Source organism: Nitratireductor sp. StC3 (assembly GCF_003015025.1).
Taxonomy (GTDB): domain Bacteria; phylum Pseudomonadota; class Alphaproteobacteria; order Rhizobiales; family Rhizobiaceae; genus Mangrovimarina; species Mangrovimarina alexandrii.
Genome location: NZ_PYBP01000002.1, coordinates 106659 through 123665, shown reverse-complemented (window position 1 = coordinate 123665; position 17007 = coordinate 106659). Strand labels below are relative to the sequence as shown.

20 protein-coding genes and 1 other RNA gene are annotated in these 17007 nt (G+C 64.7%); 14 read left to right on the top strand and 7 right to left on the bottom strand.

Annotation, left to right across the window (positions count from 1 at the left end; genetic code table 11):
• Positions 1-133 precede the first annotated feature (133 nt).
• The 5 genes from C7T96_RS05025 to C7T96_RS05005 all read left to right on the top strand — a co-directional run bounded on the left by C7T96_RS05025 (position 134) and on the right by C7T96_RS05005 (position 4716).
• A complete protein-coding gene (locus C7T96_RS05025; protein ID WP_106570102.1) occupies positions 134-2041 on the top strand; it encodes a propionyl-CoA synthetase in 1908 nt (635 codons plus the stop codon).
• A gap of 86 nt (positions 2042-2127) precedes the next feature.
• On the top strand, positions 2128-2916 hold the full coding sequence (locus C7T96_RS05020; protein ID WP_106570101.1) for an SDR family oxidoreductase: 789 nt from the start codon (positions 2128-2130) through the stop codon (positions 2914-2916).
• Positions 2917-3007: 91 nt separating this feature from the next.
• Positions 3008-3199, top strand: coding sequence for a hypothetical protein (locus C7T96_RS05015; RefSeq protein ID WP_106570100.1), 192 nt, complete (start codon positions 3008-3010; stop codon positions 3197-3199).
• Between the two features lie 118 nt (positions 3200-3317).
• A complete protein-coding gene (locus C7T96_RS05010; protein WP_106570099.1) occupies positions 3318-3692 on the top strand; it encodes a VOC family protein in 375 nt (124 codons plus the stop codon).
• Positions 3693-3996: 304 nt separating this feature from the next.
• Positions 3997-4716: a YafY family protein gene (locus C7T96_RS05005; RefSeq protein WP_106570098.1), complete on the top strand. Its 720-nt coding sequence runs from the start codon at positions 3997-3999 to the stop codon at positions 4714-4716.
• A gap of 47 nt (positions 4717-4763) precedes the next feature.
• Here C7T96_RS05005 and C7T96_RS05000 read toward each other — a convergent pair whose 3' ends face one another.
• The gene (locus C7T96_RS05000) at positions 4764-5954 is read right to left on the bottom strand and encodes a VWA domain-containing protein (RefSeq protein WP_106570097.1); all 1191 of its coding nucleotides are present in this window, start codon (positions 5952-5954) and stop codon (positions 4764-4766) included.
• A 176-nt stretch (positions 5955-6130) separates the two neighbouring features.
• Here C7T96_RS05000 and C7T96_RS04995 point away from each other — a divergent pair, with 176 nt between their 5' ends.
• A complete protein-coding gene (locus tag C7T96_RS04995) occupies positions 6131-6496 on the top strand; it encodes a hypothetical protein (protein ID WP_146149141.1) in 366 nt (121 codons plus the stop codon).
• 76 nt (positions 6497-6572) lie between these two features.
• A complete protein-coding gene (locus C7T96_RS04990; RefSeq protein WP_158264310.1) occupies positions 6573-7121 on the top strand; it encodes an HU family DNA-binding protein in 549 nt (182 codons plus the stop codon).
• 11 nt (positions 7122-7132) lie between these two features.
• On the opposite strand, the gene C7T96_RS04985 is transcribed toward C7T96_RS04990, so the two are convergent.
• Both C7T96_RS04985 and C7T96_RS04980 read right to left on the bottom strand, forming a co-directional pair.
• Positions 7133-7576, bottom strand: a complete 444-nt coding sequence (locus tag C7T96_RS04985; RefSeq protein WP_106570094.1) for a GNAT family N-acetyltransferase — start codon at positions 7574-7576, stop codon at positions 7133-7135.
• Positions 7577-7677: 101 nt separating this feature from the next.
• Positions 7678-8517 carry a MoxR family ATPase gene (locus C7T96_RS04980; RefSeq protein ID WP_106570093.1) on the bottom strand — a complete coding sequence of 280 codons (840 nt, stop codon included), beginning with the start codon at positions 8515-8517 and terminating at the stop codon, positions 7678-7680.
• A 136-nt stretch (positions 8518-8653) separates the two neighbouring features.
• On the opposite strand from C7T96_RS04980, the gene ssrS reads away from it, so the two are divergent.
• The 4 genes from ssrS to C7T96_RS04960 all read left to right on the top strand — a co-directional run bounded on the left by ssrS (position 8654) and on the right by C7T96_RS04960 (position 11298).
• Positions 8654-8809: non-coding RNA, 6S RNA (ssrS, locus tag C7T96_RS04975), on the top strand.
• Between the two features lie 146 nt (positions 8810-8955).
• Positions 8956-9540, top strand: a complete 585-nt coding sequence (locus C7T96_RS04970; protein ID WP_106570092.1) for a 5-formyltetrahydrofolate cyclo-ligase — start codon at positions 8956-8958, stop codon at positions 9538-9540.
• Between the two features lie 74 nt (positions 9541-9614).
• A complete protein-coding gene (locus tag C7T96_RS04965) occupies positions 9615-10445 on the top strand; it encodes a YmdB family metallophosphoesterase (protein WP_106570091.1) in 831 nt (276 codons plus the stop codon).
• A gap of 76 nt (positions 10446-10521) precedes the next feature.
• Complete coding sequence (locus tag C7T96_RS04960; protein ID WP_106570090.1) at positions 10522-11298, top strand: TerC family protein; 777 nt, start codon at positions 10522-10524, stop codon at positions 11296-11298.
• Positions 11299-11358: 60 nt separating this feature from the next.
• Here the strand turns inward: C7T96_RS04960 and C7T96_RS04955 are convergent, their stop codons facing one another.
• Entirely contained in the window at positions 11359-11928 is a 570-nt protein-coding gene (locus C7T96_RS04955; protein ID WP_106570089.1) for a tetratricopeptide repeat protein, read from the bottom strand.
• Complete coding sequence (locus C7T96_RS04950) at positions 11928-12746, bottom strand: MBL fold metallo-hydrolase (protein WP_106570492.1); 819 nt, start codon at positions 12744-12746, stop codon at positions 11928-11930. The genes C7T96_RS04955 and C7T96_RS04950 overlap by 1 nt, the downstream gene beginning before the upstream one ends.
• 164 nt (positions 12747-12910) lie before the next feature.
• Here C7T96_RS04950 and C7T96_RS04945 point away from each other — a divergent pair, with 164 nt between their 5' ends.
• Both C7T96_RS04945 and C7T96_RS04940 read left to right on the top strand, forming a co-directional pair.
• Positions 12911-13660 carry a YebC/PmpR family DNA-binding transcriptional regulator gene (locus C7T96_RS04945; RefSeq protein WP_106570088.1) on the top strand — a complete coding sequence of 250 codons (750 nt, stop codon included), beginning with the start codon at positions 12911-12913 and terminating at the stop codon, positions 13658-13660.
• Positions 13657-13947, top strand: coding sequence for a SelT/SelW/SelH family protein (locus tag C7T96_RS04940; RefSeq protein WP_106570087.1), 291 nt, complete (start codon positions 13657-13659; stop codon positions 13945-13947). The genes C7T96_RS04945 and C7T96_RS04940 overlap by 4 nt, the downstream gene beginning before the upstream one ends.
• Positions 13948-14051: 104 nt before the next feature.
• Here C7T96_RS04940 and rpmE read toward each other — a convergent pair whose 3' ends face one another.
• Positions 14052-14273, bottom strand: a complete 222-nt coding sequence (gene rpmE, locus C7T96_RS04935) for a 50S ribosomal protein L31 (RefSeq protein WP_106570086.1) — start codon at positions 14271-14273, stop codon at positions 14052-14054.
• Between the two features lie 191 nt (positions 14274-14464).
• Here rpmE and C7T96_RS04930 point away from each other — a divergent pair, with 191 nt between their 5' ends.
• Positions 14465-16267, top strand: coding sequence for an ABC transporter transmembrane domain-containing protein (locus C7T96_RS04930; RefSeq protein WP_106570085.1), 1803 nt, complete (start codon positions 14465-14467; stop codon positions 16265-16267).
• A 9-nt stretch (positions 16268-16276) separates the two neighbouring features.
• On the opposite strand, the gene C7T96_RS04925 is transcribed toward C7T96_RS04930, so the two are convergent.
• Complete coding sequence (locus C7T96_RS04925; protein ID WP_106570491.1) at positions 16277-16894, bottom strand: nitroreductase family protein; 618 nt, start codon at positions 16892-16894, stop codon at positions 16277-16279.
• Between the last annotated feature and the right edge of the window lie 113 nt (positions 16895-17007).

Here is a 17007-nt window from a genome sequence, read left to right as displayed (position 1 = left end):
CATCAAGGCAGCATGTCAAAGCCCGCGCCATCGTGGCGCTACCGTACGTTGTTAGATCATAGTCAAATGGACGCGCGCGGCGAGGGGCGGCTAAAAGACGGCAAACGGGCGTGGCTCGATCGGGAGGTGAACAATGGCATCGCGCTATCAGGCGGTCTACGAATCGTGGCAACGGGACCCTGAGGGGTTCTGGGCGGCGGCGGCCGCGGCGATCGACTGGTTTTCGCCGCCGGACAGAATTTTCGACGCCGAGGCCGGCGTCTACGGCCAGTGGTTCCCGGACGCCACCTGCAACACGTGCTACAACGCCGTCGACCGACATGTCGCGGGCGGGCGCGCCGACCAGGCGGCGCTGATCTACGATAGCCCGATCACGGGCCGGAAAAAAACCTTCACCTATGGCGAACTGAAGACCGAGGTGGAGGCGCTTGCCGCCGTCATCGCCGACCAGGGCGTGGGCAAGGGCGATCGAGTCATCATCTACATGCCGATGGTCCCCGAAGCGGTTTTCGCCATGCTCGCCTGCGCGCGGCTGGGCGCCGTCCATTCCGTGGTGTTCGGCGGCTTCGCGGCCAAGGAACTGGCGACCCGCATCGAGGATTCGAAGCCGAGGCTGATCGTTTCGGCTTCGTGCGGCATCGAGCCGGGGCGCATCGTCGCCTACAAGCCGCTGCTCGACGGCGCGATCGCGATGGCGCGCCACAAGGTCGAGCGCTGTATCGTGCTGCAGCGATCCGAGCGGGGTTGCGAGCTTGTCGAAGGGCGCGATGTCGATTTCGCCGACGCGGTTGCCGCGGCCAAGGCAGCGGGACGAACGGTGCCCTGCGTCGAACTGGCGGCCACCGATCCGCTTTACGTGCTCTACACGTCCGGCACGACCGGGCAGCCCAAGGGGGTGGTGCGCGACAATGGCGGCCACATGGTCATGCTGGAATGGTCGATGGGCCATGAATACGGCATCGAACCGGGGGAAGTGTTCTGGGCGGCCTCGGATGTCGGCTGGGTGGTCGGACATTCCTACATCGTCTACGCGCCGCTCCTGCATGGCTGCACCACGGTCCTGTTCGAGGGCAAGCCCGTCGGCACGCCGGATGCGGGAACGTTCTGGCGCGTGATCGCCGAGCACGGCGTCGTGGCGCTGTTTACCGCGCCGACGGCCTTCAGGGCGATCAAGGGGCAGGATCCGAAGGGCGAACATGTCAGCAAATACGACCTGTCCCGATTCCGCACCCTGTTCCTGGCCGGCGAACGGGCCGATCCCGAAACAATCAAATGGGCCGAACAGAAGCTTGGCGTTCCGGTGATCGATCATTGGTGGCAGACGGAGACCGGGGCGCCGATCTCCAACAATCCGGTCGGTCTGGGGCAATTGCCGGTCAAGTACGGCTCGCCGGCCGTGCCGATGCCGGGCTACGACATGCGCGTGCTCGACGATGCCGGACACGAGGTGGAAACCGGCACGCTCGGCAATGTGGTGGTCAAGCTGCCGTTGCCGCCCGGTTGCCTGCCAACGCTGTGGAACGCGGACGACCGGTTCCGCAGCGCCTATCTCGACGAGTTTCCCGGCTACTACAAGACGGCCGATGCCGGTTATATCGACGAGGACGGCTATCTGTTCATCATGGCGCGCACCGACGACATCATCAATGTCGCCGGTCATCGGCTGTCGACAGGCGGCATGGAGGAGGTGGTGGCGGAGCATCCCGACGTTGCCGAATGCGCGGTGATCGGCATCGCGGATGCGATGAAGGGCCAGGTGCCGTGCGGTTTCGTGGTGCTCAACGCCGGTGCCGCGCGCGGTGCGGGCGATGTCGAAAGCGAGGTCGTCAGCCTGGTGCGCGACAGGATCGGTCCGGTCGCCGCGTTCAAGTCGGTGGTGGTGGTCAAGCGGTTGCCGAAGACGCGTTCGGGCAAGATCCTGCGCGGCACGATGCAGAAGATCGCCGACAGGCAGGCTTGGGCGATGCCGGCCACGATCGACGATCCCGCGATCCTGGACGAAATCACCGCCGCGCTCAACGAGCACGGTATTGGCGTCTGATCGACGGTTTCAGGCCGCGCGGGCCCTCTGGTCGGGCCCGGCGCCGACGGCTATAAGGCCGGCTGGTGAGTTGCAAGGAGCGCGTCATGCCGCTTGACGGAAAAATCGCGATCGTGACCGGCGCCGCCGGCGGGATCGGTTATGCCATCGCCGAGCGTTTCCTGCGCGAGAAGGCGAAAGTGATCATCGCCGACATCGATCCCGAAAAGGGCGAGAAGGCGGAAAAGGACCTGTCGCCGCTTGGCGAGGTTCGTTTCGTGAAATCGGATGTCGGCAAGCGGCTCGACGTGCACAATCTGATCGCCGCGGCGATCGACGGCTTCGGCGATATCGACATTCTGGTCAACAATGCCGGTATCGTCCACGGCGCCGATTTCCTCGACCTCAACGAAGAGGACTTCGATCGCGTCCTCGACGTCAATCTGAAGGGCACCTTCCTGGTCGGACAGGCCGTCGCGCGCTATATGGTCGACAAGGTCAAGAGCGGCGGGACGCCCGGCGCGATCGTCAACATGTCGTCGGTGAACGCGGTGTTCGCGATCGCCAACCAGGTGCCTTATTCGGTGTCCAAGGGCGGTGTGAACCAGCTTACCAAGGTGATGGCGCTGTCGCTTGCCCCCTACGGCATCCGTGTCAACGCAATCGGGCCGGGCTCGATCATGACCGACCTGCTTTCCAGTGTGAACGCCGATCCTGCGGCCAGGAACAGGATCCTGTCGCGCACGCCTCTCGGCCGTATCGGCGAACCGTCCGAGATCGCCTCGGTGGCCGCCTTCCTCGTCTCCGACGATGCCAGTTACATCACCGGCCAGACGCTCTACGCCGATGGCGGGCGACTGCCGCTCAACTATACGGTGCCGGTCGCCCCGGACTGAGCCGTCGCCGCGTTCGCCTCGGGTTCCTGACGCGAGGCTGTCAGCAGCGCTGTGCGACCATGCCTCCAGTGACGATTCGACGGAGGCCGCGATGTCCTTTTCCCATCTGTTCGTCGATCGCGTCGGCCATTATGCGGACCGTTGGCGCATCATGCGCGCTAGTGCCCGCATCCGACGCCTGATCGATGCCTTGCCACCCCATATCCGCAAGGATATCGGCTGGCCGGATACCCCACTTTCCGAGTTTGTCCGCCGCGACGGCGAGGGGCCGTCCCGGTCCTGAGGCCAGGCCAAACCGGCCGGCGTACACGCTCCGCCCTGCAACGATCATCCGGCCTCGCCTCCTGACAGGATGTTGTCAGGAGGGGCGTGGCATTCTTCCCCAACCGAAAGGAAAGTTCATGACAAGCTTCGTTCCCGAAAACGCCGTGGTGTGGGCCGAAATCCCGGTCAGCGACATGGAGCGCGCCAAGGCCTTTTACGGTGCGGTGCTGGATAATGCGCCGGCCGACCAGAATGACGGACCCAACCCGATGGCGGTGTTCGCCTGTAAGGAGCGTGAGGCCGTGTCCGGTCATCTTTATCCCGGCAAGCCGGCCAGCCAGGGCAGCGGAAACACGATCCACCTGGCGGTGGCAGCACCGCTAGAAGACGCGCTGAAGCGTGTCACCGACAATGGCGGTACGGTGGTGTCGCCGGTTATCGAGATTCCGGCCGGCCGGTTCGCCTATTGTCTCGATCCCGACGGCAACAGCATCGGCATTTTCTGCGCCTAGCCATCGAGAAGAGCCAGCTGGCGTACCGGCGGGCAGGTCGTCTCGACGGGCCGGGAAAGAGGATCGAGACCATGTCCGTGCAAACGGTGCCGGCATCCGGCGCGCAGGTGACAGGTCCGGCCGATCCCGGCTATCATCGGCTTGCCGTTGCCGGGATCGCGCATGCCGCGCCGGAACGGGGGGCTCCGATCGGTGAGGTCGCGCCGTTATGGCGCGTAATCGAGATGAAGCCGTTCGCGGCGAGGCGGCCCTGCTTAGGGGGCGATCGCACCGGAGGACGGCGTAGCCAAGAGGGCCTGCCCCTATGAGACGTGCCGACCGCCTGTTCCAGATCGTTCAACATTTGCGCGGAGGCCGGCTCGTCACCGCGCGCATGCTGGGAGAGTGGCTTGAAGTCTCCGAACGAACGATCTACCGCGATATCGCCGACCTGCAGTCGACCGGGGTGCCGATCGATGGCGAAGCCGGCGTCGGCTACATCATGCGGTCGGGCTACGAATTGCCGCCGCTGATGTTCACGCGCGACGAGATCGTGGCGCTTGTCGCCGGCGCGCGTATGGTGCGTGCCTTCGGCGGCGCGGCCATGGCGCGTTCGGCCGAGGAGGCGCTGGTCAAGATCGGCGCGGTGCTGCCCGACAGCGAGCGCGAACGTATCGCGCGCACGGAAATTCACGCTCCGCTTTACGTGGTGAGCCAGAGCGATCGCGAGTCGATCGACGCGGTCGAGCGCGCGATCGAGGCGCGTTCGGTGCTGAGGCTCGATTATCGCGACGAGGCCGGCCGCGGCACCATGCGCGACGTGCGCCCGCTCGGCCTGTGGTTCTGGGGCAAGGTGTGGACGCTCGTCGCCTGGTGCGAGATGCGCGGCGATTTCAGGGCTTTTCGTATCGATCGGATCGCGAGCCTGACGGCGAGCGGGCGTACCTTCAAGGCCGAGCGCGGCAAACAGCTTGCCGATTTCTACCGCACCATCGAAGGGCGCGGGGACATGCCGCGCAGCGTCGACGCCAAGAAACCGGCTTGAGCGCCGGGGCGGGGCTCAAGCCCACGGCGGCCTCGGCTGGCGGGGGCTCAATGCTTGCGTGAGAGTTCCCGCGTCGCGGCTTCCAGCCCGGCGAGCGTCAGCGGATACATGCGCTCGGAAAAGATCTCGCGGATCATCTGGATCGAGTGCGTGTAGTCCCAGTGCTTTTGTGTGACAGGGTTTATCCAGACCGCGTTCGGCCACTGGGCGAGCACGCGCTGAAGCCACACGATGCCGGCCTCCTCGTTCCAGTGTTCGACCGAGCCGCCCGGATAGGCGATTTCATAAGGACTCATCGAGGCGTCGCCGACGAAGATCACCTTGTAGTCGTGGCCGTATTTGTTGAGCACGTCGTAGGTCGGCAGCACTTGGGAGTGGCGGCGGCGATTGTCTTTCCACACGCCCTCGTAAAGACAGTTGTGGAAGTAGAAATATTCGAGCTGGCGGAATTCGGCGCGCGCCGCCGAAAATAGCTCCTCGACCACCTGGACGTGATCGTCCATCGACCCGCCGGCGTCGAAGAACATCAACAGCTTGACCGCGTTGCGGCGTTCCGGCCTCGTCTGGACGTCGAGATAGCCGTGCTCGGCGGTTGCGTGGATCGTGCCGGGAAGGTCGAGTTCCTCGTGCGCGCCCTCGCGCACCCAGCGCCTGAGCCGCTTGAGCGCCACTTTGATGTTGCGTGTGCCGATCTCGACGGAGTCGTCGAAATTCTTGAATTCGCGCTTGTCCCAGACCTTGACCGCGCGGCGATGGCGCGATTCGTGCTGGCCGATCCTCACACCTTCGGGATTGTATCCGTAGGCGCCGAAGGGCGAGGTGCCGGCGGTGCCGATCCATTTCGAGCCGCCCTGATGGCGGCCCTTCTGCTCCTCCAGCCGCTTTTTCAGCGTCTCCATCAGCTTGTCGAAACCGCCCATCGCCTCGACCAGATTTTTTTCCTTCTCGCTCAGATGCTTTTCGGCAAGCCGGCGCAGCCATTCCTCCGGGATGTTGGCGACATCGACCGCGCCTTCGCCCGACACCGCCTCGACGCCCTTGAAGATATGCGAAAACACTTGGTCGAAGCGGTCTATATGGCGCTCGTCCTTCACCAGCGCGGCGCGGGCGAGATAATAAAAACCCTCGACGTCATAGCTGACGAGGTCGGCGTCCAGCCCTTCCAGAAGGGTCAGATATTCGCGCAGCGAGACCGGCACGCGCGCGGCTTTCAGTTCGAGGAAGAAGGGAATGAACATGGGCCGACGTTAATTCGCCTTCGCCCGGTTGTCAGCCAAAAACAAGCGGTTGCCGCCGTTGTGGACTGGGCGCGGCCCTGCAGGTCAGGGTTGTTTGCGTTGCGCTTCACCCGTACCGTCCGGTGGGTTGGCTTGAAAAACTACGCCAATGGCGTATATTTATGACGTGGCAGGACATGGCGTTCAAAGTCAGATTCGAACCGGCGGACGCCTTCCAGCTTGCATGGGTCGATTATGGATTGACGGAAGACGCCCTTGCCCTGCTGAAACGCAACATTGCCCGAAACCCGGTTGTTGGAACGGCGTCGAAAGCAGATCCGACGATTCGGCGATACCGGTTCAGGCAGCATGTCGTGGATTATGCGGTTTTGACGCCGGGTGTCGAAAAGGGCGAAGCCGTCATCTGGCTGTTGAATGTGCGCCCCGTCGGTGAACCGCCGTCGAGGCTCAGCCGATGGAGCAGAACGGCGTTGAAGGGCGCGGGCTGGATTCTGCGCATCAAACGTGGCGATTTTCCCGGAGACGAGGATGACGAAGGATAGGGCGAAGCCTCCGCAGCCGCCCGGTAGTCTGCCGGGTGCAGGTGACGCGCGGCTCGAGCGTGCGATCCGCCAAATGATGGATGTCGAGACCGGGCGGCGGGCGCGTCCTGCGGGCGGAGGCGTCGAAATTGTCGACGACCCCGACATTGGCGGTATCCGCCGCAGCCTCGGCCTCACGCAGCGCAAGATGGCCGATATGCTCAAGATGCCGATCGGAACGCTGCGCAACTGGGAACAGGGCAGGCGCAAACCGTCCAATGCCGGAAAATTGGTGTTGCGGCTTCTGGCCGACTTCCCGCAAACGCCGACCTCCTCCACGGGGCCTTCGAGTGCCGATCACGACCAAAAGGTTGTCAGACGCGCGCAACTCGCCAAGGCCGTTGCGGAAGCCGCGCGACTGACCTCCGCCGAAGCCCAGGCCGCCGTGGAAGCCGTGCTGGGCGAGATCGCCGCCACGCTGGCTCACAGCGGAGCGGTGACGCTGCAGGGGTTTGGCAATCTTCGCGTTTCGCACCGCGGCGTTGAGACGAGGCGCGACCCCAAGACCGGGGATGTCGTCGAGGTTGAGCTTCGCAGCGTTGCCAAATTCGTGCCCGGCAAGGATCGGAAGGATGCGATCAATTAGGGCCGCTGGTTTCAGCGCTGATATTTTATGAACGGGGTCTGCCTGGCGATGCGATCGTAGAGTTTGCGTGCCGTCTCGTTGAAATCCTGCGTCATCCAGTAGACGGCGGCGGCGTCGCGCCTGTCGGCCTCGTCATAGACCGCCTCGATCAGCGCCCGGCCGACGCCTTTGCCGCGCATGCTCGGGTCGGCGAAGAGATCCTGCAGGTAGCAATTGTTCCTGTCGGACCAGCAGGTGCGGTGGAAGATGAAATGGACCAGCCCGACCGGTTTGCCGTCGCAAAGCGCAAGCAGGCCGTTGGGTTCGAAGGCGCCGGGATCGAACAGCCGCGTCCAGGTCGCGGCATAGACGGTCTCTGGCACCGTGGTTTCGTAGAAGGCGAGATAGGCGGTCCAAAGACGCCGCCAGTCGGCGTGGTCGGATTGTTGCAACGGGCGGATGGCAATGTCTGTCACGGCTAATTCTCTCCCCCGCCCGTCTCGCGGCAGTCTCGCGTCACCGGCCGGGGCGGGAAAGGGCCACCATCGCGGCGATGCTTGCATCTATGCGCCCGGGCCTAACCCTGCCGGCGCGCCATGAAGGCCAGGCGTTCGAACAGGTGCACGTCCTGCTCGTTCTTCAGCAGGGCGCCGTGCAGCTTCGGCAGCGCGTTTTTCGGATCGGCGCGCAGGTCGGCCGGGTCGACGTCGTCGGCGACCAGCAGCCGGATCCAGTCGAGCGCCTCGGACGTCGACGGTTTTTTCTTCAGGCCGGGCACGTCGCGGATCTCGTAGAACTGATTGAGCGCGGCGCGTACCAGGTTCTGCTTGATGCCGGGATAGTGCACGTCGACGATGCGGGCGAGCGTCTCGGCCTCGGGGAAGCGGATATAGTGGAAAAAGCAGCGGCGCAGAAAGGCGTCGGGCAGCTCCTTCTCGTTGTTGGAGGTGATGACGACGATCGGCCGATGCCTGGCGCGCACGGTTTCGCCGGTCTCGTAGACGAAGAACTCCATGCGATCGAGTTCCTGCAGAAGGTCGTTCGGAAACTCGATATCGGCCTTGTCGACTTCGTCGATCAACAGCACGACCTTCTTGTCGGCGGCGAAGGCCTCCCACAACTTGCCGCGCTTGATGTAGTTGGCGATGTCGTTGAAGCGCGCATCGCCGAGCTGGCTGTCGCGCAGGCGCGAGACGGCGTCGTATTCGTAAAGGCCCTGCTGTGCCTTGGTGGTCGATTTGACGTGCCACTCGATCAGGTCGAGGCCGAGCGCGGCGGCCATCTGGCGCGCCAGCTCGGTCTTGCCGGTACCCGGCTCGCCCTTGACGAGCAACGGCCGCTCGAGCGCTATCGCCGCGTTGACGGCCACCATCAGATCCTTGTCGGCGACATAGGCCGACGTGCCTTCGAAACGCATAGTGTCTTCCCGGATGATTGTTCAGCTTTGGCGCAAACCGTACGGAGACATGGGTTTTGGCGCAAGGTCCGCCAATGATCGAAATGCCGCGCAGCGGCTCTGGCGGAACAGGGGACCGCAGCCTATATTCGCCCGTGACGGTCTGCGCCTCGCGGCAGGAGTAACATTCCCCGGGGCCTTATTGATCCCAAGGGAGCTGTCCCTGGTTGGACCCGTGGGTCCTTTCATACGGCGCCCACCTACTTTGTAGGCACCCGGGATCAACCTCTCCACCGGTGTGTGTGGATCGTCGCGATGCCCGAACCCTGCCGGCAAGGTCCGGCGGTTTGCGGTGAAAATCCGCCGGCCCTTCCCGACACGTCCCGGCTATTGCGACACGCCCGTGCGGTCTTGACCGCCGGCGTGCAGTCGGTTTGGCTGTGCGGGAGGTGGACGCGCATGGCTTCGCTGCACGAACACAAGCTGGCTCTTCGATCGGCCGCGCTTGCGCGGCGCGACGCGCTCGATCCGGTCTATCGCGTCGAGGCCTCGCTGCGCATTGCCGATTTTTGCAGGGCGATCCCGGTCTCGGCCGACGATGTCGTCGCCGGCTACTGGCCGATGCACTCGGAAGTCGACGTGCGGCCGTTGATGTTCGGCTTGCGTGAAAGACACGCACGGCTTTGCCTGCCGGTGGTGGTGGACGCGACCACGATCGTATTTCGCGAGTTGCTGCGCGGCGTTCCGCTCGTCGAGACGGCGGGCGGTATGGTCGGTCCAACTGCCGAGGCGGCGGTTCTGGAACCCACCATCGTGCTCGTTCCGCTTGCCGCCTTCGATCGCCGCGGCCAGCGGATCGGCTATGGCGCAGGCCACTACGATCGGGCGATCGCCCGGTTGCGGGCGCGCGGCGGCGCGCCGCGCCTGGTCGCAATCGCCTTCGATTGCCAGAAGGTCGAGACCGTACTGGATGATCCTCACGATGTCGTCATCCCCGACATCCTGACCGAAACCGGCTTGCACACGATGGGTCCTGCTCGCTAGATGGCCGTTCATCGTCGGCGGTCGGGTTTTCAACCACCGCCGGCACCGTGCGGTGCAAGCAGGTATCCGGCCTAATGAGGCTTCTTTTTCTTGGCGATATGGTGGGGCGGACCGGGCGCACGGCGGTGTGGCAGCGTCTGCCTGGCCTGATTTCCGATTTCCGGCTCGATTTCGTGATCGTCAACGGCGAAAACGCCGCCGGCGGCTTCGGCATTACCGAGGACATCTTCAAGACGACGCTCGAGGCCGGCGCCGATGTCGTGACCACCGGCAATCATGTGTGGGATCAGCGCGAGGCGCTGGAATTCGCGCCGCGCGAGGAACGCTTCCTGCGTCCGGCCAACTTCCCCGGCGGCACGCCGGGGCGCGGTTCCGGCGTTTTCGTCGCCAGGAATGGCGCGCGGGTGATGGTCGCCAACATCATGGGCCGGGTTTTCATGCATCCCGAACTCGACGACCCGTTCCATGCGGCCGAGCGCGAGATCGCCGCCTGTCCGTTGGGCGAGCAGGCGGACGCGATCGTCATCGACTTTCACGCCGAGGCGACCAGCGAAAAGATGTGCTTTGCCCATTTCGTCGACGGGCGGGCAAGCCTCGTCGTGGGCACCCACACCCATCATCCGACAGCCGACCACCAGATCCTCAATGGCGGCACCGGGTTCATGTCGGATGCGGGCATGTGCGGCGACTACGATTCCTCGCTCGGCATGGACAAGGAGGAGCCGCTCAACCGGTTCCTTTACAAGGTTCCCAAGGGCCGGTTCGAGGCTGCGGCCGGGCCGGCGACGATCTGCGGGCTGGGCGTCGAAATCTCCGATCGCACCGGTCTGGCCGAGAAGATTGCACCGCTCAGGCTTGGGCCGCGCCTGGAAGAGACGGTTCCCGCTTTCTGGAGCGGAGGTTGACGCCGTGGATCGGCTCGTTATCTGATCCCAGCCGCAACGCCGACGATTTTCAACCGAACCGCCGAGGGATACTCGTATGGCACTGATCGATTTTCTGGCGCCGCATTTTGTCTGGCTCGGGGACCCGACCGGCTGGGTCGCGCTCGCCACGCTGATCGTGCTCGAGGTCGTTCTTGGCATCGACAATCTGATCTTCATCTCGATCCTGACCAATAAGCTGCCGGTCGAGCATCAGAAAAACGCACGCCGGATCGGTATCGGCGCGGCCCTGGTGTTGCGGCTGCTGCTGTTGGCGACGATCTCCTTCATCGTCCAACTCACCGCACCTGTCTTCACCGCCTTCGATCACGGCTTTTCCTGGCGTGACCTGATCCTGATTGCGGGCGGCCTGTTCCTGGTCTGGAAGGCGACCAAGGAAATCCATCATTCCGTCGACCCCGAAGACCCCAAGGACGATATTGTCGGCCGCGCCGCCACGCTCGGCGTCGGCGCGGCGATCTTCCAGATCCTGCTGCTCGACCTGGTGTTTTCGATCGATTCGATCATCACCGCCGTCGGCATGACCGACGAGATCGCGATCATGTATATCGCCGTCATCTGCGCGGTGGCGGTGATGCTGATCGCCGCCGAGCCGCTGTCGCGCTTCATCGCCAAGAACCCGACCATCGTCATGCTGGCGCTCGGCTTCTTGTTGATGATCGGCACGACGCTGATCGCCGACGGCTTCGGCTTCCATGTGCCGAAGGGCTACATCTACGCCGCCATGGGCTTTTCGGCCCTTGTCGAGGCGCTCAACATGCTGGCGCGCCGCAAGCGGCAGCGGGAAAAGGCGGCCGCCGGTATGCGCGAATAAGGCGGTGGACAAGACGGCCGGTCCTCGGACTCAGCCCGGTAATCCCACCGCTTGACCGGGTCAGATATCCTCACCGTCCGCGGGAGGCGGGGCGTCGGCATCTTCCGGCAGGAGCAACGAGCGCTCCTTCAGCCAGGGATGGATTTCGACAGCTTGGCGCAGGGCCTGTTGCGCGAGTCGCACACGGCCCTGGCCCATCAGGATGATCGCCTTGCCCGACAGGGCGCCGAAATGTTTCGGCTCGAGCGCGAGCGCGCGATCGATGTCTTCCAGCGCTTCGTCGTGGTTGCCCTTGAGGAAGCGGATGAAGGCACGTTGGTTCCAACCCTCCGCGTAGCCGGGCGCGGCGTCAACGACGCCATTGAGCAGGTCCAGCGCGCGGTCGAACGCGTAGCTCTCGCGCGCCGCCATGGCGTCGGCGACGGCGCGGCGGATCGCCTCGCTCGGCGCCTGCGCCATCCACATGCGCCAGATGGCGTCCTCGGCTGCCCGACCTTGGGCTTGCGTCGGCGCGGCCTTGAGCTCGGCGAACAGGCGGTCGCGCGTGGCGGCGTTGTCGCTTCGATCCTGCGCGGCGGCCGGGCTGGCCGCAAGCGTCAGGGCAAGCACAAGCGTGGCCAGCGCCCGCATCACACACCGTCCAGGATCAGGATGGTCGGCTGCCGGGGCAGGCTGGCCAGCGAGACGGTAAAGCTGCGCTCGCTCGAAAAATCGACGGCGAAATTCTCGCCCATCATCGACAAGAACTCGCCGATCGGCGTGGAATGGCGGTGCATGGGCAATATCATCGAGGAATAAAGCCGCCGGGCGATCTCGCTCATATTGACGAGCGATTGCGTCATGCCGCCGTCGATCGGCACCATGACGATGTCGAGCCGGCCGATGGCGGCGTAATGGGCGTCGGTCAGGTCGTGGTGGAGGTGACCGAGATGGCCGATGCACAAATCGGCGACCTCGAAGATGAAGATCGAGTTGCCGTCCCGTTCCATGGCACCGAAGCGGCGGATGTCGGTCGGCACGTTGCGGATATAGACATCGTCGACAACCAGCGCATGCCGGGCGGGACCGTCTCCGTCCGGGTTCCAGCCGGGCAGGACATGCTCGATTCCGGGATCGGGCGAGGGCGTGAAATGGGTCCGGTGTGCCTTGTTCATGGTCGCCACGCGCGGCAGCGGCACGGCGCCGTAAGTGCCGGAAAAATCGGTGGCGATACGCACGCCGCCGGGGGTCTCGATAATATAGGTGGAATGGCCGGCATAGGTGATGGTCACCTGTTCGGCGGCTTCGCCCGATCCGGCGGGCGTGACGCTGACCAAAGTCGCTCTGGGCAAGGCTTCGGCAACGGCGAGGCATTGCGAAGGAACGGGCGCGCGGTCCTGTGCGGCGGCGCCGTACACAACCGCCGCCATGACCAGTATGGCTGCAAGAATGCGCAGATGAAGGGACATGCCAATCTCCTTTCCCTCCGCGTGTTCGATGCGCATTAGCGCATGGCTGCGTACCGCCGCGTAGTCACGATTTCGCGAGCGTCCGGCGTCGCGCTTCTGGACCTCGTGCGGCGAAATATCTATAAAGCGCGCCAAATCCCCATGATTTGACGACAAGAGGCGCCATGGCCGGCCATTCACAGTTCAAAAACATCATGCACCGCAAGGGGCGGCAGGACGCTGCCCGCTCCAAGATGTTTTCCAAGCTCGCGCGCGAGATCACCGTCGCGGCCAAGCAGGGCATGCCCGATCCGGACATGAACCCGCGGCTCAGGCTGGCGATCCAGAACGCCAAGGCGCAGTCGATGCCCAAGGACAACATCCAGCGCGCCATCAGCAAGGCGTCGGGCGGCGATTCGGAAAATTACGAGGAAGTCCGCTACGAGGGATACGGCCCCGGCGGGGTGGCGGTCATCGTCGAGGCACTGACCGACAACCGCAACCGCTCCGCTTCCAATGTGCGCGCCGCCTTCACCAAGGCGGGCGGCTCGCTGGGCGAGACCGGATCGGTCGCCTTCATGTGGGACCGGGTCGGCGAGATCGTCTATCCGGCCTCGGCGGGTGATGCCGATACGGTGATGGAGGCCGCGATCGAAGCGGGCGCGGAGGACATTCAGTCCGACGAGCACAGCCACACCATCCTGTGCGCGTTCGAGGATATCGGCGACGTTTCCAAGGCGCTCGAAGCGGCGCTGGGCGAGCCGGAATCGGTCAAGACGATCTGGAAGCCGCAAAACAGCGTGCCGGTGGACGAGGAGCGGGCGCAGTCGCTGATGAAGCTGATCGGCGTGCTCGAGGACGATGACGACGTGCAGAACGTCTACGCCAATTTCGAGGTCGACGACGAAACTCTGGCCAAGCTGAGCGCTGCGTGAGCGCCGACGGGCGTCCGACCGTCCGCATTGTCTATTGCACGCAGTGCCATTGGCTCCTGCGCGCTGCCTGGATGGCGCAGGAATTGCTGTCGAGCTTCGGGTCCGAACTGGGTGCGGTGACGTTGGTGCCGGGCAGCGGCGGCACGTTCGAGATCACGCTCGACGGCGAGACGATCTGGGAACGCAGCCGCGACGGCGGTTTCCCCGATGCCAAGCTTTTAAAACAGCGCGTGCGCGACGCCGCGTGGCCGGAGCGCGATCTGGGCCATGCCGATCGCGCCGGCTGAGCCGGAGCACGCTGCCGTTCAGGGACCCGACCTTCAACCGGCACGCGGCCAAAAGAAAACCCCGCCGAAGCGGGGCTTTCCAAACCGTATGCGGCGGGTCCGGCTCAGAGGCCGAGGCCCTCATAGCGCTTCTTGAACTTCGACAGGCGTCCGCCGCGGTCCATGAGATGCTGCTGGCCACCGGTCCAGGCCGGATGGGTGTTGGGGTCGATGTCGAGGTTGAGCGTGTCGCCCTCTTTGCCCCAGGTCGACCGGGTCGTGTATTCGGTGCCATCGGTCATGACGACCTTGATGGTGTGGTAGTCGGGGTGGATTTTCGCTTTCATCGATCTCGTCCTGGTCTTCAACGGCGCTGCCGCCGGCCGCCTGCGGCGATGCGCCTAGCCTGTAAAACTTGAAGCCGCGGCCATTCACGGCTACGGCTTCGCCAAATCCTGCGCGGCCTATACATCAGCCGCCCTGGAATCACAAGACCGTAGCGCCGGGTCGCGAGACACCGCCTACAGGAGACGCGTGAATGGCACACCCGCCAGACGAGACCGAAAAGCGCAGACGCTCGCTCCGGCCGTTGGCGCGGCTGTTTCCCTATCTCAAGCGGTATCCCGGTCTCGTCGCCGGCGCGGTCGTCTTTCTGGTGCTGGCCGCAGCGACGACGCTGACCTTGCCGCTGGCGGTGCGCCGGATGGTCGATCACGGGTTTTCCGGCGCCGATTCCGCCTTCATCGCCAATTATTTCACCATGTTGATCGTGATCGCGGCAGTGCTCGCGCTCGCTTCGGCGTGCCGGTATTATTTCGTCATCTCGCTCGGCGAGCGCGTTGTGGCCGATCTGCGCCGCGACGTGTTTGCTCACGTCACCACGCTGTCGCCCGGCTTTTTCGATACGGTGCAGTCGGGCGAAATCGTCTCCAGACTGACGGCCGACACCACGCAGATCAAGTCCGCCGTGGGGGCGACGGCATCGCTTGCGCTGCGCAACACGATCCTTGGGGTCGGTGCGCTCGGCATGATGGTGGTCACCAGTCCGAAACTCTCGCTGCTGGTGATCGGCGCCATCCCGGTGATCGTGGCGCCGATCGTCGCCTTCGGACGGGCCGTGCGGCGAAAGTCCCGCGCCGCGCAGGACATGCTCGCCGAGGCGACGGCCTTCGCCAGCGAACAGATCGGCGCGGTGCGCACGCTGCAGGCCTTCACCAACGAAACCTATGTGGCGCGCAGATTCGCGACCGCGGTCGAAAACGCTTTCCGCGCCGCCCAATCCTCGATCTTTGCGCGGTCCTTCCTGACTTTCTTTGCCATCTTCATGGTGTTTTCCTCGGTGGTGGCGGTGTTGTGGATGGGCTCGCGCGACGTGCTCGAAGGGACGATATCGCCGGGCACGCTCGGTCAGTTCCTGCTTTATTCGGTGTTCGCGGCCGGTGCGCTCGGGGCGCTGTCGGAGGTTTGGGGCGAACTCAGCCAGGCGGCCGGCGCCGCCGAGCGGCTGAGCGAGTTGCTGGACGAGGAAACGCCTGTGCGTACGCCAGCCTCGCCGCTTGCCCTGCCCGACCGTGTGCGCGGCCGGGTGACGTTCGACGGCGTTGCCTTCGCCTATCCGTCGCGGCCCGACCAGTCGGCGCTGCACGGCCTGTCCTTCGAGGTCAGCCCGGGCGAGACGGTGGCGATCGTCGGGCCATCGGGCGCCGGCAAGAGCACGATCATCTCGTTGTTGCTGCGGTTCTACGATCCGCAGCACGGGGCGGTGCTGATCGACGGTGTCGACGTTGCCCGCGCCGATCCACGCGCCGCGCGCCGCCATATCGCGCTGGTGCCGCAGGACCTGACGATCTTCGCCGCCTCGGTGCGCGACAATATTGCCTTCGGCCGCCCCGGAGCCTCCGAGCCGGAGATCCTGGCTGCGGCGCGCGATGCGCATGCCCACGAATTCATCGGCAAGCTGGAGAGGGGCTACGACACGCCGGTCGGCGAGCGCGGCGTGACCTTGTCGGGCGGGCAACGGCAGCGCGTGGCGATCGCGCGCGCCATCCTGCGCGACGCGCCGATCCTCCTGCTCGACGAGGCGACCTCGGCGCTCGACGCCGAAAGCGAGACGCTGGTGCAGGAGGCGCTGGAACGGCTGATGCAGGATCGCACCACGATCGTGATCGCGCACCGGTTGGCGACGATCCTGAAGGCCGACCGCATCCTGGTGATCGACAATGGCCGGATTGTCGAGGAAGGCACGCATGCCAGCCTGGTGGCGCTGGATGGCGTCTATGCCCGGCTTGCCCGGCTGCAGTTCGAAACCGGCGCGGGCGCGCTCAGCCGCGCGGCGGAGTGACGCCGCCGCTTACAGAAAGGTGGCGATCTCCTCGAGCGGTTTTTTGTCCATGGCATGGGCGGGGATCGTCGCGTTTTCCTTCGGATAGCCCACGACCATCAGGATATAGGGCTTATCGTGCGGGTCGCGGCCGCACAGTTCGTTGAGGAAACTCATCGGATTGGGCGTGTGGGTCAGCGTCGCCAGGCCGGCCCGGTGCAGGGCCGCGATCAGGAAGCCTGCGGCAATCGAGACCGATTCCGGCACATAGTAGTTCTTGCGTCGGACGCCGTCGGCCGAGCGGCTACGCCGCTCGCCGAAAATGCAGATCAGCCATGGCGCCTCTTCGAGGAAGGGTTTTTCGGCGTCCGTGCCGAGCGGGGCGAGGGCGGCCAGCCATTCCTCGCCGCCGCGGCCGGCATAAAAGGCCCGTTCCTCGACTTCCGCGGCTGCGCGGATACGCTTCTTGAGCGCCGGATCGCCGATGACGGCGAAATGCCAGGGTTGATGGTTGGCGCCGTTGGGCGCCGTGCCGGCAGCGCGGATGCAGGTCTCGATGATGTCGCGCGGCACCGGGCGCGTGTCGAAATCGCGCACGGTGTGGCGTGTGCGGACTTCCTCGTAGAATGACCTGGCGCGGGCGCGCATCTCCTCCACGGGCAGTTCGCGATAGTCCGGCAAGGGGACGGGTTGGTAGTGCCTGGTCCGGGCTTTTTCCACGCTACGCTCCACGTCATATAAATTGTCGGACAATATTGTCT